The organism is Deinococcus humi (assembly GCF_014201875.1).
Taxonomy (GTDB): Bacteria; Deinococcota; Deinococci; order Deinococcales; family Deinococcaceae; genus Deinococcus; species Deinococcus humi.
This window is the reverse complement of the sequence record NZ_JACHFL010000001.1, coordinates 163,574-186,410: the sequence shown is the minus strand read 5'-3', so window position 1 is coordinate 186,410 and position 22,837 is coordinate 163,574. Positions and strand designations below refer to the sequence as shown.

Annotated in this window: 30 protein-coding genes and 3 tRNA genes; 18 read left to right on the top strand and 15 right to left on the bottom strand. The window is 67.6% G+C overall.

All coding sequences use genetic code 11. The annotated features are described in order from the left end of the window. Nucleotides 1–521: 521 nt before the first annotated feature. From HNQ08_RS00970 to HNQ08_RS00955, 4 genes are all read right to left on the bottom strand, one after another. Nucleotides 522–598, bottom strand: a tRNA-Met gene (locus HNQ08_RS00970). A gap of 53 nt (nucleotides 599–651) precedes the next feature. After that, a tRNA-Ala gene (locus HNQ08_RS00965) sits at nucleotides 652–727 on the bottom strand. 90 nt (nucleotides 728–817) lie between these two features. Then, a complete protein-coding gene (locus tag HNQ08_RS00960) occupies nucleotides 818–1,489 on the bottom strand; it encodes a TrmB family transcriptional regulator (protein WP_184127157.1) in 672 nt (223 codons plus the stop codon). A gap of 167 nt (nucleotides 1,490–1,656) precedes the next feature. Then, complete coding sequence (locus tag HNQ08_RS00955; RefSeq protein WP_184127155.1) at nucleotides 1,657–2,841, bottom strand: class I SAM-dependent rRNA methyltransferase; 1,185 nt, start codon at nucleotides 2,839–2,841, stop codon at nucleotides 1,657–1,659. 175 nt (nucleotides 2,842–3,016) lie between these two features. Between HNQ08_RS00955 and HNQ08_RS00950 the strand changes: the two genes are divergently transcribed. From HNQ08_RS00950 to HNQ08_RS00940, 3 genes are all read left to right on the top strand, one after another. Then, nucleotides 3,017–3,328, top strand: coding sequence for a hypothetical protein (locus HNQ08_RS00950; RefSeq protein WP_184127153.1), 312 nt, complete (start codon nucleotides 3,017–3,019; stop codon nucleotides 3,326–3,328). Further along, the gene (gene pdxR / locus HNQ08_RS00945; RefSeq protein WP_184127715.1) at nucleotides 3,301–4,764 is read left to right on the top strand and encodes a MocR-like pyridoxine biosynthesis transcription factor PdxR; all 1,464 of its coding nucleotides are present in this window, start codon (nucleotides 3,301–3,303) and stop codon (nucleotides 4,762–4,764) included. The genes HNQ08_RS00950 and pdxR overlap by 28 nt, the downstream gene beginning before the upstream one ends. A 74-nt stretch (nucleotides 4,765–4,838) precedes the next feature. Further along, entirely contained in the window at nucleotides 4,839–5,204 is a 366-nt protein-coding gene (locus HNQ08_RS00940; RefSeq protein WP_184127151.1) for a hypothetical protein, read from the top strand. 78 nt (nucleotides 5,205–5,282) lie between these two features. On the opposite strand, the gene rpsT is transcribed toward HNQ08_RS00940, so the two are convergent. Further along, nucleotides 5,283–5,570 carry a 30S ribosomal protein S20 gene (gene rpsT / locus HNQ08_RS00935; protein ID WP_184127149.1) on the bottom strand — a complete coding sequence of 96 codons (288 nt, stop codon included), beginning with the start codon at nucleotides 5,568–5,570 and terminating at the stop codon, nucleotides 5,283–5,285. Between the two features lie 197 nt (nucleotides 5,571–5,767). Between rpsT and HNQ08_RS00930 the strand changes: the two genes are divergently transcribed. The 3 genes from HNQ08_RS00930 (at nucleotide 5,768) to HNQ08_RS00920 (ending at nucleotide 7,281) form a co-directional block, all read left to right on the top strand. Then, nucleotides 5,768–6,325: a regulatory protein RecX gene (locus tag HNQ08_RS00930; protein ID WP_184127147.1), complete on the top strand. Its 558-nt coding sequence runs from the start codon at nucleotides 5,768–5,770 to the stop codon at nucleotides 6,323–6,325. Between the two features lie 101 nt (nucleotides 6,326–6,426). Then, a tRNA-Pro gene (locus HNQ08_RS00925) sits at nucleotides 6,427–6,503 on the top strand. 73 nt (nucleotides 6,504–6,576) lie between these two features. Next, the gene (locus tag HNQ08_RS00920; RefSeq protein ID WP_184127145.1) at nucleotides 6,577–7,281 is read left to right on the top strand and encodes a metallophosphoesterase; all 705 of its coding nucleotides are present in this window, start codon (nucleotides 6,577–6,579) and stop codon (nucleotides 7,279–7,281) included. Nucleotides 7,282–7,381: 100 nt separating this feature from the next. Here the strand turns inward: HNQ08_RS00920 and HNQ08_RS00915 are convergent, their stop codons facing one another. Then, nucleotides 7,382–7,990, bottom strand: coding sequence for a metallophosphoesterase family protein (locus HNQ08_RS00915; RefSeq protein ID WP_229789545.1), 609 nt, complete (start codon nucleotides 7,988–7,990; stop codon nucleotides 7,382–7,384). Between the two features lie 17 nt (nucleotides 7,991–8,007). Here HNQ08_RS00915 and HNQ08_RS00910 point away from each other — a divergent pair, with 17 nt between their 5' ends. The 3 genes from HNQ08_RS00910 to HNQ08_RS00900 are packed head-to-tail and all read left to right on the top strand — an operon-like array spanning nucleotide 8,008 to nucleotide 9,600. Next, nucleotides 8,008–8,151 carry a hypothetical protein gene (locus HNQ08_RS00910; RefSeq protein ID WP_184127143.1) on the top strand — a complete coding sequence of 48 codons (144 nt, stop codon included), beginning with the start codon at nucleotides 8,008–8,010 and terminating at the stop codon, nucleotides 8,149–8,151. A 46-nt stretch (nucleotides 8,152–8,197) separates the two neighbouring features. Further along, nucleotides 8,198–8,602 carry a MerR family transcriptional regulator gene (locus HNQ08_RS00905; protein ID WP_184127141.1) on the top strand — a complete coding sequence of 135 codons (405 nt, stop codon included), beginning with the start codon at nucleotides 8,198–8,200 and terminating at the stop codon, nucleotides 8,600–8,602. Next, on the top strand, nucleotides 8,599–9,600 hold the full coding sequence (locus HNQ08_RS00900) for an aldo/keto reductase (protein WP_184127139.1): 1,002 nt from the start codon (nucleotides 8,599–8,601) through the stop codon (nucleotides 9,598–9,600). Before HNQ08_RS00905 ends, HNQ08_RS00900 begins: the two co-directional genes overlap by 4 nt. Nucleotides 9,601–9,656: 56 nt before the next feature. On the opposite strand, the gene HNQ08_RS00895 is transcribed toward HNQ08_RS00900, so the two are convergent. Beyond that, nucleotides 9,657–10,244 carry a response regulator transcription factor gene (locus HNQ08_RS00895; protein ID WP_184127137.1) on the bottom strand — a complete coding sequence of 196 codons (588 nt, stop codon included), beginning with the start codon at nucleotides 10,242–10,244 and terminating at the stop codon, nucleotides 9,657–9,659. Between the two features lie 74 nt (nucleotides 10,245–10,318). Next, entirely contained in the window at nucleotides 10,319–11,335 is a 1,017-nt protein-coding gene (locus HNQ08_RS00890; RefSeq protein WP_229789541.1) for a S1C family serine protease, read from the bottom strand. A 115-nt stretch (nucleotides 11,336–11,450) separates the two neighbouring features. Here HNQ08_RS00890 and HNQ08_RS00885 point away from each other — a divergent pair, with 115 nt between their 5' ends. Next, nucleotides 11,451–11,831 carry an ACT domain-containing protein gene (locus HNQ08_RS00885; protein ID WP_184127135.1) on the top strand — a complete coding sequence of 127 codons (381 nt, stop codon included), beginning with the start codon at nucleotides 11,451–11,453 and terminating at the stop codon, nucleotides 11,829–11,831. Between the two features lie 272 nt (nucleotides 11,832–12,103). Here the strand turns inward: HNQ08_RS00885 and HNQ08_RS00880 are convergent, their stop codons facing one another. Both HNQ08_RS00880 and HNQ08_RS00875 read right to left on the bottom strand, forming a co-directional pair. Then, nucleotides 12,104–12,610, bottom strand: coding sequence for a GNAT family N-acetyltransferase (locus HNQ08_RS00880; RefSeq protein WP_184127133.1), 507 nt, complete (start codon nucleotides 12,608–12,610; stop codon nucleotides 12,104–12,106). Next, nucleotides 12,607–13,620 carry an NAD(P)H-dependent flavin oxidoreductase gene (locus tag HNQ08_RS00875; RefSeq protein ID WP_184127131.1) on the bottom strand — a complete coding sequence of 338 codons (1,014 nt, stop codon included), beginning with the start codon at nucleotides 13,618–13,620 and terminating at the stop codon, nucleotides 12,607–12,609. The genes HNQ08_RS00880 and HNQ08_RS00875 overlap by 4 nt, the downstream gene beginning before the upstream one ends. Nucleotides 13,621–13,709: 89 nt before the next feature. On the opposite strand from HNQ08_RS00875, the gene HNQ08_RS00870 reads away from it, so the two are divergent. Continuing rightward, complete coding sequence (locus HNQ08_RS00870; protein ID WP_184127129.1) at nucleotides 13,710–14,315, top strand: FMN-binding negative transcriptional regulator; 606 nt, start codon at nucleotides 13,710–13,712, stop codon at nucleotides 14,313–14,315. Nucleotides 14,316–14,343: 28 nt separating this feature from the next. Then, nucleotides 14,344–15,270, top strand: a complete 927-nt coding sequence (locus tag HNQ08_RS00865) for a histone deacetylase family protein (protein WP_229789536.1) — start codon at nucleotides 14,344–14,346, stop codon at nucleotides 15,268–15,270. Between the two features lie 35 nt (nucleotides 15,271–15,305). On the opposite strand, the gene HNQ08_RS00860 is transcribed toward HNQ08_RS00865, so the two are convergent. Both HNQ08_RS00860 and HNQ08_RS00855 read right to left on the bottom strand, forming a co-directional pair. Next, nucleotides 15,306–15,725, bottom strand: coding sequence for a hypothetical protein (locus HNQ08_RS00860; RefSeq protein ID WP_184127127.1), 420 nt, complete (start codon nucleotides 15,723–15,725; stop codon nucleotides 15,306–15,308). Between the two features lie 69 nt (nucleotides 15,726–15,794). Beyond that, nucleotides 15,795–16,646, bottom strand: a complete 852-nt coding sequence (locus HNQ08_RS00855; RefSeq protein ID WP_184127125.1) for a M55 family metallopeptidase — start codon at nucleotides 16,644–16,646, stop codon at nucleotides 15,795–15,797. A gap of 174 nt (nucleotides 16,647–16,820) precedes the next feature. On the opposite strand from HNQ08_RS00855, the gene map reads away from it, so the two are divergent. Both map and HNQ08_RS00845 read left to right on the top strand, forming a co-directional pair. Beyond that, entirely contained in the window at nucleotides 16,821–17,582 is a 762-nt protein-coding gene (map, locus tag HNQ08_RS00850) for a type I methionyl aminopeptidase (protein WP_184127123.1), read from the top strand. A gap of 11 nt (nucleotides 17,583–17,593) precedes the next feature. After that, nucleotides 17,594–18,265 (top strand): pentapeptide repeat-containing protein, encoded by a 672-nt coding sequence (locus tag HNQ08_RS00845; protein ID WP_184127121.1) that lies wholly within the window; start codon nucleotides 17,594–17,596, stop codon nucleotides 18,263–18,265. Here the strand turns inward: HNQ08_RS00845 and HNQ08_RS00840 are convergent. After that, a complete protein-coding gene (locus HNQ08_RS00840; RefSeq protein ID WP_184127119.1) occupies nucleotides 18,262–18,777 on the bottom strand; it encodes a hypothetical protein in 516 nt (171 codons plus the stop codon). The genes HNQ08_RS00845 and HNQ08_RS00840 overlap by 4 nt on opposite strands. A 157-nt stretch (nucleotides 18,778–18,934) precedes the next feature. Between HNQ08_RS00840 and HNQ08_RS00835 the strand changes: the two genes are divergently transcribed. Together HNQ08_RS00835 and HNQ08_RS00830 are read left to right on the top strand one after the other, a co-directional pair. Further along, a complete protein-coding gene (locus HNQ08_RS00835; protein WP_184127117.1) occupies nucleotides 18,935–19,210 on the top strand; it encodes a stage V sporulation protein S in 276 nt (91 codons plus the stop codon). 195 nt (nucleotides 19,211–19,405) lie between these two features. Then, a complete protein-coding gene (locus HNQ08_RS00830) occupies nucleotides 19,406–20,086 on the top strand; it encodes a zinc metallopeptidase (RefSeq protein ID WP_184127115.1) in 681 nt (226 codons plus the stop codon). A gap of 75 nt (nucleotides 20,087–20,161) precedes the next feature. Here HNQ08_RS00830 and HNQ08_RS00825 read toward each other — a convergent pair whose 3' ends face one another. Then, entirely contained in the window at nucleotides 20,162–20,524 is a 363-nt protein-coding gene (locus tag HNQ08_RS00825) for a metal-sulfur cluster assembly factor (protein ID WP_184127712.1), read from the bottom strand. A 14-nt stretch (nucleotides 20,525–20,538) separates the two neighbouring features. After that, a complete protein-coding gene (locus tag HNQ08_RS00820) occupies nucleotides 20,539–20,868 on the bottom strand; it encodes a rhodanese-like domain-containing protein (protein ID WP_184127114.1) in 330 nt (109 codons plus the stop codon). A 71-nt stretch (nucleotides 20,869–20,939) separates the two neighbouring features. On the opposite strand from HNQ08_RS00820, the gene HNQ08_RS00815 reads away from it, so the two are divergent. Together HNQ08_RS00815 and HNQ08_RS00810 are read left to right on the top strand one after the other, a co-directional pair. Then, nucleotides 20,940–21,218 (top strand): rhodanese-like domain-containing protein, encoded by a 279-nt coding sequence (locus HNQ08_RS00815; RefSeq protein WP_184127112.1) that lies wholly within the window; start codon nucleotides 20,940–20,942, stop codon nucleotides 21,216–21,218. A 57-nt stretch (nucleotides 21,219–21,275) separates the two neighbouring features. After that, nucleotides 21,276–22,748: an aspartate aminotransferase family protein gene (locus tag HNQ08_RS00810; protein WP_184127110.1), complete on the top strand. Its 1,473-nt coding sequence runs from the start codon at nucleotides 21,276–21,278 to the stop codon at nucleotides 22,746–22,748. The last annotated feature ends 89 nt before the right edge of the window (nucleotides 22,749–22,837 follow it).

The following is a 22,837-nucleotide window of genomic DNA, read 5'->3' as shown; positions in this document are numbered from 1 at the left end:
GCCGATTATCTGGGAATGGATATCCGGCACAGCGTCGCTCCTATTTGCTGAACCTTGCAAGATGGCCCTGGGCAACGTCCTGGAGCAGATGGGCCAGATCCGGCTGCATATTCTTGACAGGTTCCGTATTCCGGGCTAAATTAAAGAAATCAAGGCGGCCTCTGGGCCGCTTTTTCTGTTTTCCATATGGCTTCTGAGGCACACCCCAGGCCTATACGCAGTGCCGCGCAGTGTCAGGTGCCGGGTACAGTACGGCGAGCTGAAAAGATCGTACTCAATGTGGCGCTGTTCTCTACTCCCCGAACAGCAGCCAGGGGGTTCGACTCTATGAACTGCTATGCGAAGCAGCTTAGCTCGGCCAGATCCAGGCGCACCTTCGCCATCAGCACAGGCGGGCGGAGAATCAGAGTATTCAGTCTCAGGGCAGCCGTCTTGATGATCCGGAGGTACCTACCGCATCGTCAGATTCAAAGCTGCATAACCAAAAAAAGAAAATCCCGTCTAGGACAGGATTCTCCGTTTGGTGGCGATGCGCGGACTTGAACCGCGGACCTAACGATTATGAGTCGTTCGCTCTAACCAGCTGAGCTACATCGCCGACAGGGTCCTTCTGGAAAAAAGCAGCCCCGCGCGCTGGCGGGGGCTTTTTGGTGGTGGAGCTGAGGGGATTCGAACCCCTGACCTTCTGAATGCCATTCAGACGCGCTCCCAACTGCGCCACAGCCCCGCTTTGTTGCTCGCCTCTTTCAAGGCTCAGCAAGATTAACAGCGCGTTCCCAGCTTGTCAACGGTCAGGGTGGCCCGCCGACCGGAGGGTTCAAGCGGACCCAGCTTCACGCGACGCCAGATTCACATATCCCTCGATCAAGTGGATGATCACCGGATTGTGTGTGTGGACGCCGTGTGCCTGTCCTATGCCGTCCTCGTCGATAAAGTGAGCGATCAGGGCGGCCTCGCCGTCACGGGTCAGCAAAAAGGCGCGCTGCCCCTCGGCGGCAATGCTGGGCAGGCCGGTCAGGAGTGTACGGCGCAGTTGCACGCCGCGCGGAGTCAGTCGCTCCAGTTCTCCGGCAAAGGTGGCCTCCCCAGCCATGAACAGGCTGCGCCGGGCGTTCAGGGTCAGGTCCTCACACAGGCTGCGGATGGCGGCCTCACCGTACAGGTGATACACCGCCTCTGGGGCCGGATCGGGGGCCAGGCGCGACAGGTCGCGGTCCAGCGCGCCCAGACGGTCATCGAAACTGCGGCGGGCCCGGGCCAGATACTCGCGGGCGCTGAGGGGGGCGTATTCCAGCGGGTTCTGGCCCATCTTGGCGGCCAGTCCCCGGCCCTCGAGCCGTTCCAGAGTCTCGTAGATTTTGGGCCTGGGAATCCCGGCCTGCCGCGCCACACGGGCGGGAACGGCGCGTCCCAGCGCCAGCAGTGCGGTATACGCGCGGGCCTCGTACTCGGTCAGGCCCAGCGCTTGCAGGTGAATCACGGCGCTCATCTGCCGATCAGCATACGGGAAAAGGGCTGCGCGTACGGCTGCTGGTTCATTCCTTAACATTTCGGGCAAACGCTGGAACGCTGAACCCTCTCCTGGGACCCTGCTTTCTTCCTGTCCGGCCTGCTTGGCCTTTCACCGTTTTGCCGCCCATTGCATCGGAACAGAGATCACGCGTGCTTTCGCAGCACAATGCTCTTGAGGTACAGGCTCTCGGGGACGCTGAGCAACTGCGGGTGATCGGCGGGCTGATAGGTGACGGCGACCACCTCGGCGTCGCAGTCGGCCTCGGCGGCGGCCACGCGGGCGGCGTCCAGCAGGTCATCCACCCGGATGTAGTGGGCGCAGGTGCTGATCATCAGCCAGCCGCCATTTTCCAGCATGCGCAGGGTGTGGGCTGCGCCGTCGGTGAAGATGCGCTTGGCGCGCGGCACGTCGTCGCGTCGCTTGGCGAGGGTCGGCGGGTCCAGCACGGCAGCCCCGAAACTGCGTTTCTCGCGTTCCAGCGCGGCCAGCACTTCCAGCGCGTCGCCCCAGCGCACGCCTACGTTGCTGTTCACGCCGTTTCCGCGCGCCGCCCCTTCCAGCGCGGCCAGGGCCACCTGGTCCTTGTCCACCGCCACACTTTTTGCTCCGGCTTTCGCGGCGTGCAGACTGAAGCCCCCGGTGTACGAGTACACGTCCAGAAACCCCGCGCCGGGCCGCACCAGGGAGCGCATCAGGCGGCGGTTGTCGCGCTGGTCCAGAAAGAAGCCGGTCTTCTGGGCGTCCATTGGCGCGAAGTGCAGGGTCAGGTCGTCCTCGTGGAACTCCACGCGTTCCGGCACCTCGCCCCACAACGGGCCGGCCACCATCCCCAGCCCCTCCCGGCGGCGCTCCCCCGTATCGCTGCGCTCATAGGCGCTCCCGGCCCCGGTAACCTCGCGGAGGGCCTTGAGGATCAGGTCCCGGTGACGCTCGGCCCCGGCATTGCGCAGTTGCACCGCCAGCACGTCCCCGAACTTGTCGGCCACCACCCCCGGCAATCCATCGGCCTCGGCATAGGCCACTCTCACGGCGTCGGTGTTCAGGATGCGGCCCTCGCGGCGGCCCAGTGCGGCCTTCACGCGGGCGCGGTAGAACGCCAGATTCACCTCCTCCCGTTCCCAGGTCAGCAGACGCAGCGGCGTCGCGCCGTCCGGGTTGAAGTAACCGCGCGCGATCACCTTGCCGCCGGGGGCTTTCACGTCCACCACCTCGCCGGGGGCAATTCCAGCGTCGGCGTCGGCGATGTCGCCCGTGTGTCCAAAGGGGTAGCGGCCCGCGATACGCCGGACGGCAGCGGGCTGGAGGGTGACGGAGGCGGACTTCTTCATGGGGGTCAGGCTAACGGATGGGGGCCGGGAGCAATGGGGTGTGATACGTCACTGGGAGGTGGTGGACGTGGCATCGCCGCCGGACCGAGGGGAGAGGGGAGCGAAGCAGTCGAGGGCGTCTGCGGATCAGCCTGTCCCTTGCCCCCCTGCCCCCCTGCGGCGCATCCTGTTGCCCATGTCCGATCCCGCCGTGACCTTTCCTGCGCCCCGGCGCATTCCCTATCCGGGCGGCTGCGTGCTGGAACCCGGCCCCTACGCGCTGGATTACCTGCTGAGATGGCCCGCGGAACTGAGCGTCCGGGGCAGGGTCTACCCCGAGCAGCCCATCTACCCGCTGATCCGTGAGTTGCTGGCCGATCCGGCGGCACACGGCCTGACCCTGGCCGAGGCGCAGGCCGCGCGGGACCGTTTTCTGGAACTGGCGGGGCAGGCGCTGGAGGCCGAAGGCGGGGACCGCCGCTGGCTGGAGCGGGAGTTCGGGCGCTGAGCGGGCGCGGCGCGTCCGGGGCCTGGAGCGATCTTGCCCTGGCCGCCCCATTGCCCGGCGAGGCGCTGCACGCCCGCGTGGCCCGCACCCTGCGTGACGCTGTGACCGGTGGTCTGCTTCCCGAAGGCACGCGCCTGCCCGGCCACCGTCGGCTGGCCGGGGCGCTGGGTGTCTCGCGCAACACGCTGGTGGACGCGCTGGCGGGGCTGGAGGCCGAGGGCTACCTGCGTGTGCAGGGCCGCAGCGGAACGGTGGTGTGTGTACCTACCCCGGCACCCGCCGTTGCGCAGCCCACGGACGATCTGCCCCTCAGCGCCTGGGCCACCCGCGCGCTGTCGGGCGGTGCGGACGACGCCGGGGGGGACTACGCCGTGGATTTCCGCGTAGGCCAGCCAGTGCCGGAACTGTACCCGGAAGCGGCCTGGACGGCGGCGCTGGCCCGGCAGGCGGGACGCCTTGGCCGGCGGACGGAGGAGGGGAAGGTCTCCGATCCGCTGGGACCGCTGGAGACCCGCCGCGCCCTGTCGGCCTATCTGAATGCGGCGCGCGGCGCACGCGTCACACCCGAGATGGTGATGTTGACCGGCGGCACGCAATCAGCGCTGGACGCGCTGGCCCGCGTGTTTCTGGAGCCGGGACGGGTGGCAGCGGTGGAGGACCCCACCTACCCGGGTGCGCGGGCGGCACTTTCCGCCACCGGGGCGGCGGTGGTTCCGGTGGCGGTGGATGACGGCGGCCTGCAGCCTGCGAAGCTGCCCGCGCAGGCCACGCTGCTGTACCTGACTCCGGGCTGCCAGTACCCCACCGGCGTGACCCTGGGGGCCGCCCGCCGCGCCGAACTGATCGCCTGGGTGCGGCGCGGCAATGCTTTTGTGCTGGAAGACGACTACGCCGCCGACCTGCACCACACGGGCCGTCCGCTGCCGGTCATGCAGGGCCTGGCCCCGGATCGGGTGATCCTGCTGGGCAGCTTCAGTAAAAGCCTGGCCCCTGCCACCCGCAGCGGCTTCCTGGTGGCCCCGCCCCCGGTCCTGCGCGTCCTTGCCCGCACCCGCCCGCTGACGGACCGCGCGCCCGGCACCCTCGATGCCCTGGCGCTGGCCGACGTGCTGGATTCGGGGGCTTACGGGAGACACCTGCGCCGCGCGCGGCAGGTGCTGGCCCACCGGCAGGAGGTCATGCTCACGGCCCTGGCCGAGGCGCTGCCCAAGTGGGAGGTTCAGGAGGTGGCCGCCGGGCTGCATGTGTACGTGCGTCTGCCCGGCGGCCTGGAGGAAGGGCGGGTGGTGGCAGTGGCGGCGCGGCGCGGCGTGGCCCTCTCGCCCGTGGCTCCCCTCTCGGCGACTGGGGGTCAGGCAGCCGTGCTGCTGGCCTTCGCGCACCTGACCCCCGAGGCCATCCGTCACGGCATCCGGCGGCTGAATTCTTCGCACTAGCCCCCCCGCCAGTTTCCCCCAGCGAAGTGTGACCTCCCTTTCAAAGCCTCCGGGAGACGCGTTACACTGGGCCGATGCGTTTGCTCGTCGTGGTTCTTCTCCTCGCCCTGGCCGCACTGTATTTCACCTTCGGGCTGAGGGTGGGGTACGTGACGCTGACGCCCACCTACATGGTGAACGCGACGGGCGAAAACAAGTACACTTTTCGCGTCTATGACCAGAACCAGGAGATAGGCGTGCGCGGCACCTGCTCCGTCACGAGTGGCCGGGCCACCTTCCGCCTGACCGATCCCAAGGGCAGCCAGATCGCCGGGCAGGTGTGCCCGAAGGGCCAGTGGGCGCTGAACGTGCTGGGTACCGGCGATGTCGGCAACTACAATCTGACCATCGATCTGCAGAAATTCACCGGAACCATCGACATCAGGGAAGCTCGCAAGTAGCGGGGCCGGGCCTGCCAAGCCACAGAAAAAGACCGACAGGCCGGTTGAAGGGCCTGTCGGTCTGATGGGGATTGCTGTTTAGCTCTGCTGCGCGCCTTCCTGGGCGGCCTTGGCCTTGTTGATGGCCTTTGCCAGACGGCTCTTCTTGCGCGCGGCGGTGTTCTTGTGCAGGGTGCTGCCCTTGGCGGCCTTGTCGATCAGGCTCTCGGCCTTGCTCTGGGCGGCGTTCAGGTCCTCACCGTTGGTGATGGCAGCCAGCGCCTTTTTGGTAAAGGTCTTGATGGTGCTCTTGCGGCTGCGGTTGATCATGCGGCGCTTGAGGCTCTGGCGGTGGCGCTTCTGGGCGGACTTGTGACGTAATGCCATTTTCGTTCTCCTTGTTCTCCCGCGTCGCGGGGCGGTTCCCAGGGAAGAGGGAACTCGTGGCGTTCAGAGGTTTCGGGCCTGCTGCACGCGCCGGGCGGCGGTCACGCTGGACCGCCTGCGCCGGGCCGCCTCTGGATAGAGACAACCTCGTGACTATACGCGCTTTGGGGGCGCTGGGCAAGCCGTAAAATATCAGGATGCGAAGTCGCCGTGCCCGCCCACCCGAAGGCGACCAGCCCCCACGCGAGGTCCGGCCCAAGACGCCGCAGGAGCGGCGCGACGCTCTGCTGGCCTACGCCTTCCGGGCGCTGGGGGGGCGCGCACTGACCGAGGCCGAACTGCGCGTCAAGCTGGAACGCCGCAGTGACACCCCCGAACTGGTAGAAGAAGTCCTGAAGCGGGTACAGGAACTGGGCTATCAGGACGACGGGCAGGTGGCCCGCATCGAGGGGACGCGGCGCGGCGTGGGCACGTTCCGCGTGCGCCAGACCCTGAAGCGCCGGGGCGTGACCGAGGAACTGATTCAGGACACCCTGGAAGCCCGTGATCCGGACCAGGAACGTGCCGGGGCGCTGGAAGTCCTGGAGCGGCGCTGGCCCGCGCTGGCCCGGAAGAAGGACCCCAGGGCCAGCGCTTACGCTTTTCTGGCGCGCCGGGGCTACGCTGGTGACGCCATCTGGCCTGCCATCCGCGAACTGAGCGAGCGCCTGCCGCCTGACGAGGACGGGGAAGAAGAGGAGGGCGAGTGGGAGTGATCCGCCTGCCTTGACACCCCACAGGGCGGCGGATAAACTGCCGGACGCGCTTGAAATGCTGTCCGGCCACCCTTCTGGCCCCAGCGTGACAGGAGCCGTGGCGGGGCGTAGCGCAGCCTGGTAGCGCACGTCGTTCGGGACGACGGGGTCGAAGGTTCGAATCCTTTCGCCCCGACCACGCACAGAAATGACCTCCCCGACGCGGGAGGTTTTCTTTTGGCCCGCCGCCCCCTTGCCCGTCGGAGCACCCCATGCGCGTCTTTGCCATCGCCGATCTGCACCTGGCCTACGTGACCCCCAAACCCATGACCGTCTTTGGACCGCAGTGGGCCGGGCATCCTGAGGCCATCTACGAGCGCTGGCATGAGGCTGTGCGCCCCGGCGACGTGGTGCTGCTGCCCGGTGATCTGTCGTGGGCCATGCGCCTGCACGACGCGATGACCGATCTGGGAAAAGTGGCGGAATTGCCCGGCACCAAGATTTTGCTGCGCGGCAACCACGACTACTGGTGGCCCACGCCCTCCAAACTGCGCGCGGCCCTGCCCCCCGGCATGCTGGCTGTCCACAACGACGCCGTACGGGTGGAGGACGTGGTGGTCTGCGGCACACGCGGCTGGAACACACCGGGGTATCAGCCCCTGAACGACGAGGACGAGCGCCTGCTCAGCCGGGAGGCGCAGCGCCTGAGCCTCAGCGTGGAGGCGGCGGTCAGGTTGCGGCAGCCGGGCGATCACTTTCTGATGATGCTGCACTACCCGCCCGCCTCGGCCCCCTACCCGCCCAATCCGCTGACCGATGTGATCGGGGTAGCCCGGCCCGATCTGATCGTCTACGGCCACCTGCACGGCGTTCCTGTCGAGAAGTCCATGCGCCATGTCAACGGCATTCCGGCCCATCTGGTGGCGGCGGACGGCCTGAAATTCACGCCGAAGCTGCTGCTGGACACCGGGGATTAGGCCGGGACTCACCCGTCGGCCAGCCAGCCCGCATGCGGCATCCCGGAGGCGAGGATGCCGCGTTTGAGTGAGGCCAGATCGTAGGGAACTCGGCGGAAGGTCACGGCCCAGTGCCCGTCCGTCCAGTCCAGCAACAGATATTCGGCGTGGGCCACATTGACGTACTGCGCGCCGCGTTTCTGAAAGGGCAGGCCCACGCTGCCGGGGTTGAGCAGCCGCCAGCCCTCAACGGCTGATGCGTGTGGCCGCCGATCCAGACCGGTTGCTGCCCGTGTTGGGCGCGCAATTCTTCCAGTCGCTCCAGCGAAGTCCCGGCGTCCAGTGTCTCGTCGTCACGGGCGGGACTGCCGTGGAAACACAGCAGGTGTTCCAGTTCCACCGTCGGGACAAAGGTGCGGAGGATGTCGCGCTCGGCCCCCGTCAACTGGGCCGCGCTCCACTGGCCGATGTCGTGAATCTCGGTCTCGTCGGGGAAGCCGCGCTTTTTGAGGGGTTGGGGCGCTTCCAGCGTTTCCCGGTCTGCGTTGCCGCGGACCACCGGACAACCCAGCGCGGCCACCTGCTGGATGCACTCGCGCGGCCACGCGCCACCCGCAGTCACGTCACCCAGGCAGATCAGCGCGTCAGGGGCGTGCGCGTTCATGTCCGCAAGCGCTGCCTCCAGCGCGGGGAGGTTGTCGTGGATGTCGCTGAAGAGGGCCAGGCGCATGTCTGCAGACTACGGCCATGGCAGCTGTCGCGCCCGAAATCCCTGCTCTCCAGGACGCCGGGGCCCTGCGGGTGGGGATCACCGGGCGGTTCCTCGGTCTGGCGCTGGTCTTCGCGGCCACCCGCACGGCCCCGATGCACTTTGAGGCAGTTGCGCCCTGACCCGGCCATATCTTGACTTCGAGTGCGCGCCAGGGCGTAGGGTCTGATGGTGCCGGACGCTGCCTCACCCCTCTCCATCCGCGAGACTGCCGCGGCGCTGGGCGTCAGTGCCCACACCCTGCGCTATTACGAGCGCGAGGGCCTGCTGACCGTGCCGCGCACGGTGGGCGGCGAACGGCAGTACGGCCCGCGTGAACTGGACGCCCTGCGTTTTCTGCTGCACTTGCGCGGGATCGGCGTGAACATGGCGGGCCTGCGCGAATACGTGGCGCTGGTGCGGCAGGGAGACGGCACGGTGGCTGCCCGGCGCGACCTGCTGTCCCGGCACGAGGAGGCCGTGAACGCGCAGCTTGTGGCGCTGGAAACAGCCCTGCACGCCATCCGGCGCAAGATAGCGAAGTACGATCAGCTCTATTCGCCCCCGACGCCCACCGCCAAGGAGAAACCATGACCCCCAGCACCGATCTGCCCGCCCGCCAGCTCCGCGATCTCACCGTGTCCGCCCTGGGCCTGGGCTGCATGGGCATGAGCGAGTTCTACGGCGAGGCCAATGAAGCCGAGAACATCCGTACCCTTGACCGCGCTCTGGAACTGGGCGTCACGTTCTTCGACACCGCCGACATCTACGGCCCCCACACCAACGAGGAACTCCTGGGCCGCTGGCTGAAGGGCAAGCGTGACCGGGTGGTGCTGGCCACCAAATTCGGCATCGTGCGCGAGCCGGGGTATCCTGCCCAGCGCAGCCTGTCCGGGCGCCCCGATTACGTGCGGAAATCCATCGAGGCCAGTCTCAAACGCCTGAAAACCGATCACGTCGATCTGTATTACCTGCACCGTCTCGATCCTGAAACGCCCATCGAGGACACCGTGGGCGCGATGGGCGAACTGGTGGGACGCGGCATGGTGCGCTATCTCGGCCTCTCGGAAGTGAACGCCGAAACCCTGCGCCGCGCTGACGCCACCCATCCGATCACCGCATTGCAAAGCGAGTATTCGCTGTGGACGCGTGACCCGGAGGAGGCCTCGGGTGGCGAGAGCGTGCTGGCGGCCTGCCGTGATCTGGGCGTGGGGCTGGTGCCCTACAGTCCGCTGGGACGCGGTTTCCTGACCGGGCAGCTCAAATCCCCCGACGACTTTGGTCCCGACGATTTCCGCAGCAGCAGCCCGCGCTTTCAGGGCGAGAATTTTCAGAAGAACCTCGATCTGGTGGCCGAGGTGCAGGCGATGGCGCATGACAAGGACTGCACGCCCGCGCAACTGGCCCTGGCCTGGGTGCTGGCGCAGGGGCAGCACATCGTGCCCATCCCAGGTACCAAGCGCGTCAAGTACCTGGAAGAGAATCTGGGCGCACTCGATGTGCAGCTGACCCCGGACGATCTGGCGCGCATCGACGCCACCTTCCCGATGGGCGTGGCGACGGGTGGCCGGTACGCTGCGGCGCGGAGCTAGAAAGCCCCAACCGGCAGCAGGTTTTCTGACCAGTGGCCTCTCGCGTTCTGCGTCCTCTACACGCTGACCAGTCCCAGCCCGATGCCACGCGCCACCGCTCCCGCCCGGCTCTGGACGCCCAGCTTGGAATACAGCGAGGCGACGTGAAACTTGACGGTGCTTTCCGACACGCCCAGGTCACGGGCGGCACGTTTGTTGCTCAGACCCAGGGCCAGCAGATTCAGCACGTCAAGCTCACGCGGGGTCAGGGTGATGTCGGAAGGTCCGGCGGCCTCGGCCACCTCGAGGTCTTCAAGCAGGCCCACCTGATCTGGAGGCAGGACTGCCAGCCTCGCCGCCGCGCCCAGCACACCCGCCAGTAACTCGGCCGGTGTGGCGTCGGCGGGCAACGCGGCCCAGCCTGCCGTCATCAGTTCGGGGAGCAGCGCCGCCCAGTCGGGCGACCCCAGCGCCACCACCGCTGGCGCGTCGGCGAGCGCCTCAGCGTCGGTCAGCCACGAGTCGTCCACGATCAGCACGTCTTCCTCGGCCCCCTGCGTGAGCGGAAATCCTGCCGAGGTGAGCACAGCGGCCAGCCCTGCCCCCATCACCGCGTTCGTCACCGCGATTCGCACGGTGGGGAGGGCCATCAGAGGCGCGGTCATGCTCCATGTTAGGCGGGCAGACGGCCCCTTGCTTCCGTCTGCGTCTGCCCTGGCCGACTGGCCCGTGCCCACGTTCAGCGCTCGCCCACCACCAGCGTCACGTCCTGTTCCTGGCCGCCGCGCAGGATGTGGGCGATGACGCTCTGCCCGGCGCGTTCACGGATGCGCCACAGCAACTCCGGCGGCCGGCGCACGGGCTGGCCGTCCAGCGCGAGCAGCACGTCGCCCACCAGCAACCCGGCCTGCGCGGCGGGGCTGCCGTCCTCGACGCTCACGACCGTCAGACCAACCCGGCCACCCTGGCCCCAGCGGCCCCGGCCACCCCAGGGGCCACGCCCACGTCCGCCGCCCCAGCCTTCGCGGCCCTGGCCCCACTCGCCCCGGCCTGCGCGTGGGCCACGAGTGGAGGGTTCATTGCTGGCGTTGGACTGCGTCTCCGGTCCATCCGTCTGCGGAAACATCACCGGCTGGGTGGCAATGCCCAGGTACCCACGCGGCACGCGTCCGGTGCTGCCCAGCAGGCCGGCCACCCTCATGGCACGTTCGGCGGGCACGGCCAGGAGTTCGCCGCGCGACACGCCCGCGTTCAGCACCCCCACCAGACCGCCCCGCGCGTCTACCAGCGCCCCGCCGCTCACCCCCCGGAAGGGAGCCGCGCCGCTGGGCAGCCAGCCGCTGGAGCGTTGACCGCGTTCGGGGGCATTCCCCTCTGCGGAAGGATCAGCGGGCTGCCGTTCCAGCAGGCCCAGCGTGGCCTGGACGCCGTGCCGTGGGCGGCCCACCGCCAGCAGCAGCTCGCCGACGCGCACGCCCTCCGTTGCTTTCAGGGCCGGCATGTTCAGGCCCTCCACTTTGAGCAGCGCCAGATCGCTGGAAGGATCGCGGCCCGCCACGGTGGCGTGCAGCTCACGTGCGTCGGGCGTCATCACTGTGACCTCATCGCCGTGCAGGACGTGGGCGACGGTCAGGATCAGACCGTCGCCGACCACCGTGCCGCTGATGGGTCGGTCGGCGCGTACGGAAACGATGCTTGTGGACACGGCCTCAACCGCGTCCGCCATGGTGTTCGATAGATCAGAAAAGTTCGTCATGCCCACATGGTGCGCTTCAGCTCCAAAAGGCGCGCCGGGCGAATGGTGGGGACGGGACCCTGGCCGAATGGGGGAGGGGACTGCCTCACGCTGAACCTCGGGTAGCATCCTCTCCATGCCTCTGACCCTTTCTGTCCTGAGCGGCGAATACGCCGTTTGCCAGCTTCCCGCAGACGCCACGCCGCCCGTCTGGGCCTACGCGGGCGAGCTCTGGAGCGTGACTCGCGCGCCCGGCGAACTGTCGGTGGTGTGCGCAGCGGCGGCTGTCCCGGACGCCGTGGCGGCGGAAAGGGGCTGGGCAGCCCTGCAACTGCACGGCCCCTTCGAGTTCACCCTGACCGGCATCCTGGCAAGTGTGTTGAACCCGCTGCGGGATGCGGGCGTGGGCATCTTCGCCCTGTCCACCTTCGACACCGATTATGTCCTGGTGGCGCAATCGCGGCTGGCCGACGCGGTGGCCGCGCTGCGGGCGGCGGGGCATACGGTCAAGGCCTGACGTTCCTCTTCCAGAGCCGCATGTGGTCAATCCGTTGCCGTAATCGTCATTCCAGGTGCGCTCGTCCGGCTGCGTGCCCGCCGCGCCGCTGAACTCTGCCTGTCAGACCAGCGTCCAGAGGGGTCAGGCGGCGTGGGCGGAGCGGGGAGGGGCGGATGGGCCCGCACCGCAACGGACATCGAGAGGGCGCAGCTCGGGGTCCAGGCCAAGGCAGCCTTGCTTCGCTGCGGGTGCTTCACGTGCACACTTTTTCGGAAGCGGACGAGACATGTTCAGCCTCCGAAATCCGCACGCTCCAGCGTGAAGCGGATCACCGGCACCACCTCGCCGCGGTATTCCTCCGGTGCGCCCCGCCCGTTCTCCGAAAAGCCCAGCCGCAGCATCAGCGCCCGCGAACGTCCGTTTGGCGCGTGAACCTCGGCGGTCACGGTCTGGAGCCCCAGTTTACCGAAGGCGTGTGCCAGCGTCAGCTGCCCGGCCCGCAGGCCCAGACCCTGGCCCCACAGCGCCCGCTCCCCGATGGCGATGCCGAATTCGGCGCTGCTGTCGGTGAACCCGGCCAGATCGGTGTAGCCCACCAGCACGCCGTCCAGCGTGACGCCGTGGCGCAGCAATTCCGGTGGCGTCAGCGTCAGCAACCCCCGCCAGTGCTGGCGGATGTGATCGGCGGGCAGCCCCACCGGCCAGTCGATGGCCAGGCAGAACTCGTCGTCCGCCCCCCAGCGCACGGCGCTTTCCTCGTCTCCAGGACGGAGTGGACGCAGGCGCACCTCGGTCACGGCCACAGCCCGGCCAGAATCTGTGCCGCCGGACCCTCCTGCCCCTGGGCCACTCCCTCTCCGGCCCACAGGCTCAGCACCTCCGCGCGGCCCACCCTTGCGCCTGCCGCGCGCATCGGGCGGGTCAGCGCATTCTGATGGGGATACGGGAGGGGCTGCGTGACGCCCTGTGTCACAGCGTTTTGCAGTCCGCGCGCCGTGCGTCCGCTGAAGGCGCGGGTCAGGACCGTGTCGCCTGCCCTGGCGGCAGCCAGAGCTGCGCGGTACGGCGCGGACGTCCCGGCCTCGGCTGCCCGCAGGAAAGCAGTCCCGCACTGCGCGAGGCTGGCCCCGGCCTGTAGCGCGGCGCGCACGTCTGGCGCCGTCATCAGGCCGCCCGCCGCGATCAACGGGACGCGGCTGTGGCTGGCCACCACACGGGTCAGCGCCAACGTGTCGGCCAGTTCATCCTCCAACCAGCCGCCCCGGTGCCCGCCCGCTGTGCCCCCCTGCAGCACGATGGCGTCCACACCGTCGGCCTCCAGCTGCCGCGCCTCCTCCAACCCTGTCGCGGTGCCTATGGCCAGAATTCCTCGCGTCCGCAACGCATCCAGATCCCGTGGTTCCAGCCGCCCGAAGGTGAAGGACAGGACGGCGGGGCAGACCTCCAGCACGGCTTCCAGCTGAGCCCTGAAATCTGGTTCCCCCTGCGCCGTCAGCGTGGGTGGAGGCAAGGCCAGATCGGCATGGAAGGGGGCGAGTTCGGCGATGGCCCGCTCTACCTCCAGCGGGGTGGGGTCCACGGCAGGTTGCGGCGCGAACAGGTTCACGGCGAAAGGCTGACCGGTCAGCCGCCGCACAGCCGCGCCCGCTTCCAGAATCTGTGCGGGGGTCAGGTAGGCCGCACCCAGGCTGCCCAGACCGCCCGCGTCACTGACGGCGGCCACCAGTTCCGGCGTGCTGACCCCGCCCGCCATCGGTGCCAGGATGATGGGGACGCGCAGGTTCAGAGACTGCATAAGGGAAGGCATGCCCAGACTGTAGCCCGCTTGAACTGGACCGCCTTTCACTGCCAGAAGTGGCCCTGTGCCGCTCCGGCCCCGCCGCCTAAGCTCAGGTCATGTATCAGCCGCCCCATTTCCGCATCACCGAGCACACCGAATTGTTGCGCTTCATGCGGGCGCACCCCTTCGCCACCCTGATCACCGCGCCGGACGGCGTGCCGTTTGCCTCGCACGTGCCTCTGCTGCTGGAGGAGGACGGCGATCAGCTTTTCCTGCGCTCCCATCTGGCACGGGGCAATCCACAGTGGCAGCACTTCAGCCGTCACCACGGCGGCGAAACAGAAGTGCTGGTCATCTTCCAGGGGCCGCACGCGTTGGTCGACCCGGCGTGGTACACCAGCCACCCGAACGTGCCCACCTGGAATTACGCGGTGGTTCACGCTTACGGGCAGGCCAACGTCGTGGAGGGCGAGGCCACCCGCCGGATCGCCTACGGTCTGGTGCGGCAGCACACGCCCGACATGGCGGCTCTCCCTGCCGATTTCGAGCGGCGGTTGCTGGCGGGTGTCGTGACCTTTGAAATCTCGGTCAGCCTTTTAGAGGGCAAGTTCAAACTCAGCCAGAACAAGCCGCACGCAGACCGGGTGGCGGTTCAGCGCGCGTTGGCGTCCAGCGGACACGAGCATGAGCGCGACGTTGCGGCGATGATGCACACCCTCTGACGGGCGAGGTCTGCCCTAGACTCGGCCCGTGTTCCGCGCCTTCACCGCCTATCGCCGCGCCGCTTACGCTGGACAGCCCTCGCCCCGGCGGCAGTTCATGGCGCGCGAGGCCATGCTGGAAATGCTGGACAGGGTGGGCGCGCTCCTGCCGCTCGAGGAGGCCCCGGACCTGCCCTGGGCACTGGCCGAGCGGGTGCATGACGCGGCGTACCTGGCCCGCTGGCGAAACGGCGAGGTCACCCGCGCGGAGGAACGCGCGCTGGGCTTTCCCTGGACCCCGGCGGTGGTGGAGCGCGGCCTGGGCAGCAGCGGGGCCACCCTGGCCGCCACCCACGACGCTTTACAGGTGGGGCTGGGCCTCAACTTCGGCGGCGGCACCCACCACGCCTATGCCGATCACGCCGAGGGTTTTTCCTTCCTCAACGACGTGGTGATCAGCGCGCAGTGGCTGCTGGACAGCGGGCATGCCCGCCGCATCCTGATTCTGGATCTGGACGTACATCAGGGCAACGGCACGGCGTCCATGCTGGCGCACGAGGAGCGGGCGCTGACCGTCAGCCTGCACGGGGCGAACAACTATCCCTTCACCAAGGAAACGGCGGGCCTGAACCTTGCCCTGCCCGACGGGACGAACGACGCAGCGTATCTGACCGTGCTGGACCAGCAGGTGGCCCCCGCCGTGGCCGCCTTTCGCCCGGATTTCATCTTCTACCTGGCGGGGGCCGACGTGCTGGCGGGCGATCAGCTGGGCAAGCTGTCCCTGAGTGTGGACGGCGTGCGGCTGCGTGACGACCGGGTCTTCACCTGGGCAGCTCGCGCCCACATTCCCCTGGTGACCGTCATGGCCGGGGGGTACAACCGCGATCCGCAACAGCTCATCGCGGCGCGGCTGGGCACGGTGACCGCGGCCCTGGAGGCGTTCGAACAGCGGGCGACGCGGGACAGGGGCCGCTAGTGCAGCTGGCCGTCCACCTGGCCTTCACTTTCCCCTTAAAACCGCAATTCCACGCCCACGCCCGCGCCAAGGCCCGAAGCTGTGCCGCTTCGCACGTAGGCCCGCCAACCGGCTGGCCCCAGCAGCGGCCCACGCACGCCGCCCTCGGCGTACACGCCAAAGCGGTCCGTGTATTCCGCGCCTGCCGAGGCGAAGGCGTCCACCCGCGTGATCGGCACGTTGAGGTCCCGGAGCGTTGCCCCTACCGCAAACCGGTTGGCGCTGGTGCTGCGCCAGGCCTTCTCGGCCGCGCCCTCTATTCCCAGGGTGCCCAGAATCGGCACGCGGAAGACCGACGCGCCGGCGTGCAGACCGTAGCCCTTGGTGGTGGCGTCCACCCCGGCCCAGACGGTGGCCGCCGAGGCGCTGGCAGGAAGGGCGAGGGCGGCGGCGACGAGCAGGGAACGCAGGTTCATGCCCGCAGGGTAGCGGGCGGAAGTGAGGAGGATGGGCATGGCGTTCTCACGGTGGCCCACGGTCTGTCCCTACCCGTTCAGCCGCACACCAGCCACAGTTGCCAGCATGCGGAAAGTCTGGAACAGGTGATACGCGTTCTCGCTGCTCCAGCCCACGGTCACGGCGTCCACCCGCGTGATGTCGGGAACGCGGGCGCAGGCGTCGGCGCGGGCCTGGTGGTCAAAGGACAGCTGGCACGGCGCGGGCCAGCGGGTGGTGTAGGGCTGGGCTTTCTTGGCCGCGCGGACAGCCTGTTCGGCGCCCTCGCGGATGCGTTTTTGCGCCTCGGCGGGATGCAGGTGAATGGCGGCGTAGGTGCTCAGGCCTTCCTTGACCGCCACCGTCACCACCCCCTCGCCCAGCTCGGCGCGGATCTCGCCCATCGCCACGTCGTCGCCGCAGGCAAAGACCACCGGCACGTCGTAATGTCCGGCCAGCAGCGCGTTGAGACCGTACTCACCCGTGTCGATGCCGCCCACCCGCACGTTGCGGATAAAACCGTTCCAGGTGTGCGCCAGCGGGCCGCGCGGACTGCCGGCGCGGGCATGGTAGCCCACGAACAGCAGCGCGCCCACGCCGTCCTCCTGCACGCCCTGCACCATGCTCAGCGGCTTGTCGTTGCCGCTGGTGAAGCGCACCTGCTGGGGCAGCAGTTCGGGGATCAGATTCCGCATGGTGTCGTGGCTGTCGTTGATCAGCACGTCCGTCGCGCCGCCCATGATCGCGCCCTCGGCGGCGGCGGCGGCTTCCAGCGTCATGCGCTCGCGGGCTGTCTGGTATTCCGTGCCGTTAACGAGCCCCCCGAATTCCGGCGGGCTGACCTGCACCCACGACGCCACGCCGCACACGCCCTCCATATCCACGCTGATCACGACTTTCACGGCTGTTGCCTCATGGGCGTAGTTTAGGCGAGATGGCTTCTGGGGGCTCAGGGACACGAGGTGAAGGGGGCAGGGCAGCGCTCAGCGGGTGGCTCCCGGCTGCCCATCGCCCACTTCTGACAAGCCGAATGCGGTTCCAGAGGCCTGCTGACAGGCGTGCTAGCCTCATACGTTATGAGCCGCGTTTCCCTGAAATCCGCCCATGAGATCGAGGCCATGCGCCGTGCGGGGGCGCTGGTCGCCGAAACTTTCCGCATCCTCGATCCCTTCGTCAAGCCCGGCGTGACCCTGGCCGAACTGGACCGAATTGCCGAGGAACACATCCGCAAGGCCGGGGCCACCCCCGCCTACCTGGGGTATGGCCCGCGCAACAATCCCTTTCCAGCCACCATCTGCGCCAGCGTCAACGAGGTGATCTGCCACGGCATCCCAGACGGGCGTGTGCTGATTGAAGGCGACATTATCGGTGTGGATATCGGCGTGCTGATGAACGGGGTGTACGGCGACGCCTGCTACACCTACACGGTGGGCAACGTCGCCCCCGAGATTCAGGCCCTGGTGGACACCACCCGTGAGGCGCTGACCGCTGGCCTGGGCGTGGTGCGCCCGAACGCCCGAACCGGCGACATTGGCCACGCGATCCAGTCGCTCGCGGAGGGCCGGGGCTACGGCGTGGTGCGCGAGTACACCGGCCACGGCATTGGCAAGCGGCTGCACGAGGAGCCCACCATCTACCACCATGGGGCGCGCTACACCGGCCTGAAACTCCAGCCCGGCATGGTCTTTACCATCGAGCCGATGATCAATCTGGGCGGCCCCGAAACCCGCCTGCTGGGCGACGGCTGGACTGTCATCACCGCCGACAAGAAGCCCAGCGCGCAGTTCGAACACACGCTGGCGGTCACGCCCAAGGGCCATGAAATCCTGACCCTCTAGAATCTGAAGCTGTGACCCGGCAGCCTCTGAAAACCAGAATGCCCAGCCCGCCGAAGTTCCCGCGCGGTGGGCTGCGGACCCTGGTGCCCGCTGAGCTGGAGGATGAGTCGGTTTACCGGGGCGGCGTCATGGAGGGCGGTTCGCTGGAGGCGGGGGCGCTGCAGACCGTGTCCTTTGAGGGCTGCGTGTTCCGCGAAGTCAACCTGGGCGGCGTGGCCTGGAACCTGATTCGCCTGAAAGACGTGCGGTTCGAGGGCTGTGACCTGAGCGGCGCGAGATGGACCGAAGCGGCGCTGGAACGCGTTCAGCTCAGCGACTGCCGTCTGACGGGGCTGCAACTGCCAGGTGCCGCGCTGCGCCACGTCCGCCTGACCCGCGCACTGGCCCCGCTTTCCCTGTGGCCGGAAGTCGAATCGAAACACCTGTGGCTGGAGCACTGTGACCTGACCGAGGCCGTCTTCATGGACGCTAAATTACCCGGCGCGGTGTTCAGGGATTGCACCCTCGGCAAGACCGAGTTCCGTGGCGCGCAACTGGAGGGCACCGACTTTCGCGGCTCCGCTTTGGCCGGTGTCCGGCTGGGCCTGCGGGAACTGGCCGGCGTGACCGTTGAGGCCGTTCAGCTGCTCGATCTGGCGCACCTGCTGGGCGTGCGGGTAGAGGAGTTGCCCGAGCAGGTTTAGGCCCGCACCCGTTCGGCACTTGTCTCGAAGCGTTCTGCCAGAAAATTTCCCTGCGTCAGCAGCCGGTCTGCGGAACTGTGGTTCTGACCCAGTGCCTCAGCGACGCCGCCGCTGATCTGTTCCAGCTGTTCACGCAGCAGATCCTCGGCACTCTGGCCCCGCGCATTCAGGCGAGCGTGGGCGGCGGGGGTCAGGTTCTGGTAGGCGCGCAGGGTGGCGGGAAGATATTCGGTGCGGGCCTGCCGGAGCACGAAGGTGCTGTGGGCGTCCAGAGACCCGCTGTCCAGCGCGTCCTGCAGGCGGCAGAGCAGGGCCAGGGCGTACAGGCGGTGCGGTTCGGGCAACCCCAGGGCCAGTTCGGCGGCGCTGTCCGTGGGGGTGGGCGGCGCAGCAGGCGCGGCGGGCGCCTGCTGCAAAAGTTCCAGCCGGTGCCGGTGGATCATCTGGCGGCGCAGCAGGGGAAAGGCAAACAGGCTGCCAAAGAAAAAAATGGGGACCAGGACATCTTCCACGGATTGAACCTCCTGTCGGTGACTGCCGCCTACGTTATCGGCCCGCCTGCACTCCAGCGTCCGTCCAAAGGCGGAGGCCGCACCCGCTGGGGGAATTGCCCCACAGCAGGCCGTCCCCTAGACTCGGGGCGACTCAGTTCCTGGAGGAACCCCGATCTTGGAAACCCTGCGCGTGTCTGCCACTTCCCGTCCCAATGCCATCGCCGGGGCCATTGCCGCCCTGCTACGGTCCCAGGGAGGCGTGGAAATTCAGGCCATCGGCCCCGCCGCCGTCAACCAGACGGTCAAGGCGCTGGCGATTGCGCGCGGCTATCTCGTGAACGACGGTCTGGACCTGTGCGCCCAGCCGGAATTCGTCAAACTGGATGTGCACAGCGAGGAACGCACCGCCCTGAAGTTCAGCGTGATGGCCCAGCCGCTGGTCACTGTTTAGGGGGCCCTGGGAGCGAAAAAAAGTGGAGCCAGGGTAAATCTACTTCCTGCTAGCTCTCATAAGACTTGAGTGTAGGACGCTAAGATATAGGGAGCGAAAGGTCTACGCTGACGGGACTTTGCGCTGTGTCTGTTCCCTGACCACTGGCCGGACCCGTTTCAGGGCCGCGCCCCACTTCCCGGAGGAAGTTCCCCTATGTTTCTTGGCCCCTACACCATTCCGATCATTCTCGTGTTCGTGGCTTCCATGCTCATCCAGGGTTACCTGAGCCGCACCTACCGGAAGTGGGGACAGGTCCGCAACGCCCGTGGCCTGACTGGCGCGCAGGTGGCCCGCATGATGCTGGACGACAACGGGCTTCATGATGTCCCGGTGCAGGCCGTGCGCGGTAACCTGACCGACCACTACGATCCCACCAAGAAAACCGTCAATCTGAGCGAGAGTGTCTACGGCGTGGCCAGCGTCGGCGCGATGGCGGTGGCCGCCCACGAGGTTGGGCACGCCATGCAGGACAAGGTTCATATGCCCGCGCTGGTCCTGCGCGGGAAGATGGCCGTGCCGCTGAGCCTGGGCATGAATCTGGCCCCGTGGCTCCTGCTGGCAGGGATCTTCCTGCAACTGTCCGGCCTGTTGTGGCTGGGCGTGATCTTGTTCGGCGCGGCCCTGCTGTTTCATGTCGTGACGCTGCCCGTCGAATTCGATGCCAGCCGCCGCGCGCTCGTTTACCTGGACAGCCGGGGTCTGAACGGCACGGTGGAAGGCAAGAGCGGCGCGAAGAACGTGCTGACCGCCGCCGCCCTGACCTACGTGGCCGGGTTCGCGATGGCGCTGGTGCAGTTTCTGAACATCCTGGGCATCGCCCGCAACAGCGACTAAACCTCAGCACCAAAGAAGAGGCGGCCTCCTGATGGAGGCCGCCTCTTCTTGTCGCTGTTTGCTGGGGTCTGGGGGTCAGACGTTGAAGCCGAACATCCGCATCTGGCGCTTGCCGTCTTCCGTCATCTTGTCCGGTCCCCACGGCGGTGTCCACACGAATTCCACGTTCACGTCGGTCACGCCGTCCAGACGGCCCACCGCCATCTCGGCGTCGGCGCGGATCAGGTCCTGGACCGGGCAGCCCACGCTGGTCAGGGTCATGGTGATGTCCACCAAACCGCCTTCCTGCACGTCCACGCCGTAGATCAGGCCCAGATCCACCACATTGACCGGAATTTCAGGGTCTTTGACGATCTTCAGGGCCTCGCGGACCTGCTCCTCGCTGGGCAGGGCGCCCGCCGGGGTGGTGGAAGCCTGCACGTTCTGTTCGCCGTCCATCGATTCAGGGGCCATCAGTTCACGTCTCCTTTAGAAGCAGCGCTTTCGGTGGGCAGTCCCGCTTCAGCCCAGGCCAGCGTGCCGCCGCCCAGATTGACCACCCGGTCGTAGCCGTTCTGCATCAGATACTCGCCCGCGCGGGCGCTACGTGCGCCGCTGCGGCAGATCATCACCAGTTCCCTGTCCCTGGGCAGTTCCGAGAAACGGCTTTCCAGTTCGCTCAGGGGCAGCAGCGTGGCGTCCTGGGCGTGGATCTCGTCGTACTCGTTTTGCTCGCGCACGTCCACGAGCATCGCGCCCTGCTCCACGCGCTTCTGTCCTTCCTGCGGGGTCACTTCTTCCATACGAGCAGCATAACCGAGTCCTACGGGCGGAATGTGCCGCCTGTCCGGTGGCCGTGGCCTATCCTGCGCCCATGCCCCTGCCCGAAGGCGTGACCGTCGTCGACCTGCGCCCCCCTGAACTGCGCCTTGCCCAGCCCCTTGAACTGCTGACCACGTTGCCGGTTGTTGCCGTCGCTCTGGACCAGATCGAGGACGGTGCGCACGGTCTGACCCCCCAAGCAGGGCCACTGCTCGTGATTTGCGAGCGCGGGGTGCGCTCCGGGCTGGCGGCCAAGTACCTGCGGGCCGATGGCCTTGACGCCTCGGCCTATCCGGGTGGGGTTCCGGCTCTGCTGCGCGAGAGGGAATAACCGGGCAGCAGACACGGCTTTTTTGCGGACCTCATCCCTTCCCCTACACTGACCCCCATGTCTGCACCACTCTCAAAACTGCCCTCCGGTTTCATTTCCGCCGATGAGGTCCTGCATGATCGCCTGAGCGCCCCGGAAGTCCGCCGCCTGGAACTGAAATACGGCAACGCCGAACTGCTATACGGCCTGGAGTTGCTGGGTGTGGCCGGGCCGTTCTCGCGCGTGACCCCCTGGGAACTGCAAGACGAGAACGGCGTGCGCCGCATCAACGCCAGCGGGTACGCCGCCACGCCGTTCGGCGAGATGCCGCCCGTCCTGACCGGGTTTCTGCGTCAGTTTCTCGATCAGAACCGCTCCATGGGCCTGCCGCAGCAGTCCAGCGCCCCCTGGCGCGCGGCGCTGGAGGCCAATCTCGTGCGCCTGCTGGCCCGCGAACTGCCCAGCCACGCCGATTCCCAGGTTTTCTTCTGTTCCAGCGGCACCGAAGCCGTCGAAGGAGCGCTGAAGTTCGCCAAGGCCTTCCGGCCCGCCTCCAAATTCCAGATCTCATTTGGCAGCGGCTACCACGGCAAGACGCTGGGCAGCCTGAGCCTGACCCCCAACCCGGAATATCAGGACATCTTCCGCCCGCTGGTGCCGGGAGCGCTGACCGTGCCCTACGGCGATCTGGACGCCCTCAAGGCGCTGATCCGGCGCGTCGGGCCGGACAAGATCACCTGCGTCATCGTGGAGCCTATTCAGGGCGAGGGCGGCGTCAACATTCCCCCCCCGGGCTTCCTGAGCGGGCTGGGCGAGTACTGCCGGAGGCACGGCATCGTAGTGATTGCCGACGAGATCCAGACTGGCCTGGGGCGCACCGGCCATTGGTTCGAGTCGTCGGCGCAGGGGCTGGATCCTGACATCATCACGCTCGCCAAGCCGCTGGGCGGCGGCATGACGGCGGTGGGAGCGACGATTGCCCGCCACGACATCTACAAGAAGATGCTGGGTGGCCTGAGCAGCAAGCGCCACAGCAACACCTTCGGCGGCGGCGCACTGGCGATGGCGGTGGGCCTCAAGTCGCTGGAATACCTGATCGAGAACGATCTGCCCGCCCGCAGTCTGGAACTGGGCCGCCTTGGGCTGGAGCGGTTGCGCGCCGCCCAGCGCAACCATCCCCGCCTGTTCGAGGACGTGCGCGGCCAGGGCCTGCTGCTGGCCATGCAATTTCAACCGATGCTGGGCGTCCCGCTGCCCGGCGTCCTCAAGGAACTGGTGTTCGAGGCCACCGCCCTGCTGGCCCTGCGTGAACTGCACCAGTCCGGCGTGATGGCCAACCTGAGCCTGAGCAGCAAGCGCACTGTGCGCCTGACCCCGGCGCTGGACATGCCCGATGATGTCTTCAGTGCTCTGTTTGACCGGGTGGATGATTTCGCAAGGCGCCGCCCGGTCTCGCGTGACCTGTTGACGGGGACGCCGCCCGTGCTGGTTGCCAGGCTTGCCAAGTTCGCCGCCAGCAAGCCCAAGAAACGTACTCCCAGCGACGGCTGAGTGCTGCGCCAGGGCTGGGGCGAAGGCTGAAACGCGGATCGCCCTGTGACCCTGAGCAAATCTTTACGAACGTGCTATTTTTCACGACT

Excerpts from the sequence above, each read along its gene's own strand:
- HNQ08_RS00950 (WP_184127153.1), top strand. The coding sequence starts at position 3,017 with ATGTCCGATCCCGCCGTGACCTTTCCTGCGCCCCGGCGCATTCCCTAT.
- HNQ08_RS00870 (WP_184127129.1), top strand. The coding sequence starts at position 13,710 with ATGTATCAGCCGCCCCATTTCCGCATCACCGAGCACACCGAATTGTTG.
- HNQ08_RS00905 (WP_184127141.1), top strand. The coding sequence starts at position 8,198 with ATGGTGCCGGACGCTGCCTCACCCCTCTCCATCCGCGAGACTGCCGCG.
- HNQ08_RS00915 (WP_229789545.1), bottom strand. The coding sequence starts at position 7,990 with ATGCGCCTGGCCCTCTTCAGCGACATCCACGACAACCTCCCCGCGCTG.
- HNQ08_RS00875 (WP_184127131.1), bottom strand. The coding sequence starts at position 13,620 with ATGCCTTCCCTTATGCAGTCTCTGAACCTGCGCGTCCCCATCATCCTG.
- HNQ08_RS00960 (WP_184127157.1), bottom strand. The coding sequence starts at position 1,489 with ATGAGCGCCGTGATTCACCTGCAAGCGCTGGGCCTGACCGAGTACGAG.
- HNQ08_RS00860 (WP_184127127.1), bottom strand. The coding sequence starts at position 15,725 with ATGAACCTGCGTTCCCTGCTCGTCGCCGCCGCCCTCGCCCTTCCTGCC.
- HNQ08_RS00820 (WP_184127114.1), bottom strand. The coding sequence starts at position 20,868 with ATGGAAGAAGTGACCCCGCAGGAAGGACAGAAGCGCGTGGAGCAGGGC.
- rpsT (WP_184127149.1), bottom strand. The coding sequence starts at position 5,570 with ATGGCATTACGTCACAAGTCCGCCCAGAAGCGCCACCGCCAGAGCCTC.
- HNQ08_RS00885 (WP_184127135.1), top strand. The coding sequence starts at position 11,451 with ATGCCTCTGACCCTTTCTGTCCTGAGCGGCGAATACGCCGTTTGCCAG.
- HNQ08_RS00895 (WP_184127137.1), bottom strand. The coding sequence starts at position 10,244 with ATGACCGCGCCTCTGATGGCCCTCCCCACCGTGCGAATCGCGGTGACG.
- HNQ08_RS00810 (WP_184127110.1), top strand. The coding sequence starts at position 21,276 with ATGTCTGCACCACTCTCAAAACTGCCCTCCGGTTTCATTTCCGCCGAT.
- HNQ08_RS00825 (WP_184127712.1), bottom strand. The coding sequence starts at position 20,524 with ATGGACGGCGAACAGAACGTGCAGGCTTCCACCACCCCGGCGGGCGCC.
- HNQ08_RS00830 (WP_184127115.1), top strand. The coding sequence starts at position 19,406 with ATGTTTCTTGGCCCCTACACCATTCCGATCATTCTCGTGTTCGTGGCT.
- HNQ08_RS00930 (WP_184127147.1), top strand. The coding sequence starts at position 5,768 with ATGCGAAGTCGCCGTGCCCGCCCACCCGAAGGCGACCAGCCCCCACGC.
- HNQ08_RS00900 (WP_184127139.1), top strand. The coding sequence starts at position 8,599 with ATGACCCCCAGCACCGATCTGCCCGCCCGCCAGCTCCGCGATCTCACC.
- HNQ08_RS00910 (WP_184127143.1), top strand. The coding sequence starts at position 8,008 with ATGGCAGCTGTCGCGCCCGAAATCCCTGCTCTCCAGGACGCCGGGGCC.
- map (WP_184127123.1), top strand. The coding sequence starts at position 16,821 with ATGAGCCGCGTTTCCCTGAAATCCGCCCATGAGATCGAGGCCATGCGC.
- HNQ08_RS00890 (WP_229789541.1), bottom strand. The coding sequence starts at position 11,335 with ATGACGAACTTTTCTGATCTATCGAACACCATGGCGGACGCGGTTGAG.
- HNQ08_RS00940 (WP_184127151.1), top strand. The coding sequence starts at position 4,839 with ATGCGTTTGCTCGTCGTGGTTCTTCTCCTCGCCCTGGCCGCACTGTAT.
- HNQ08_RS00955 (WP_184127155.1), bottom strand. The coding sequence starts at position 2,841 with ATGAAGAAGTCCGCCTCCGTCACCCTCCAGCCCGCTGCCGTCCGGCGT.
- HNQ08_RS00920 (WP_184127145.1), top strand. The coding sequence starts at position 6,577 with ATGCGCGTCTTTGCCATCGCCGATCTGCACCTGGCCTACGTGACCCCC.
- HNQ08_RS00815 (WP_184127112.1), top strand. The coding sequence starts at position 20,940 with ATGCCCCTGCCCGAAGGCGTGACCGTCGTCGACCTGCGCCCCCCTGAA.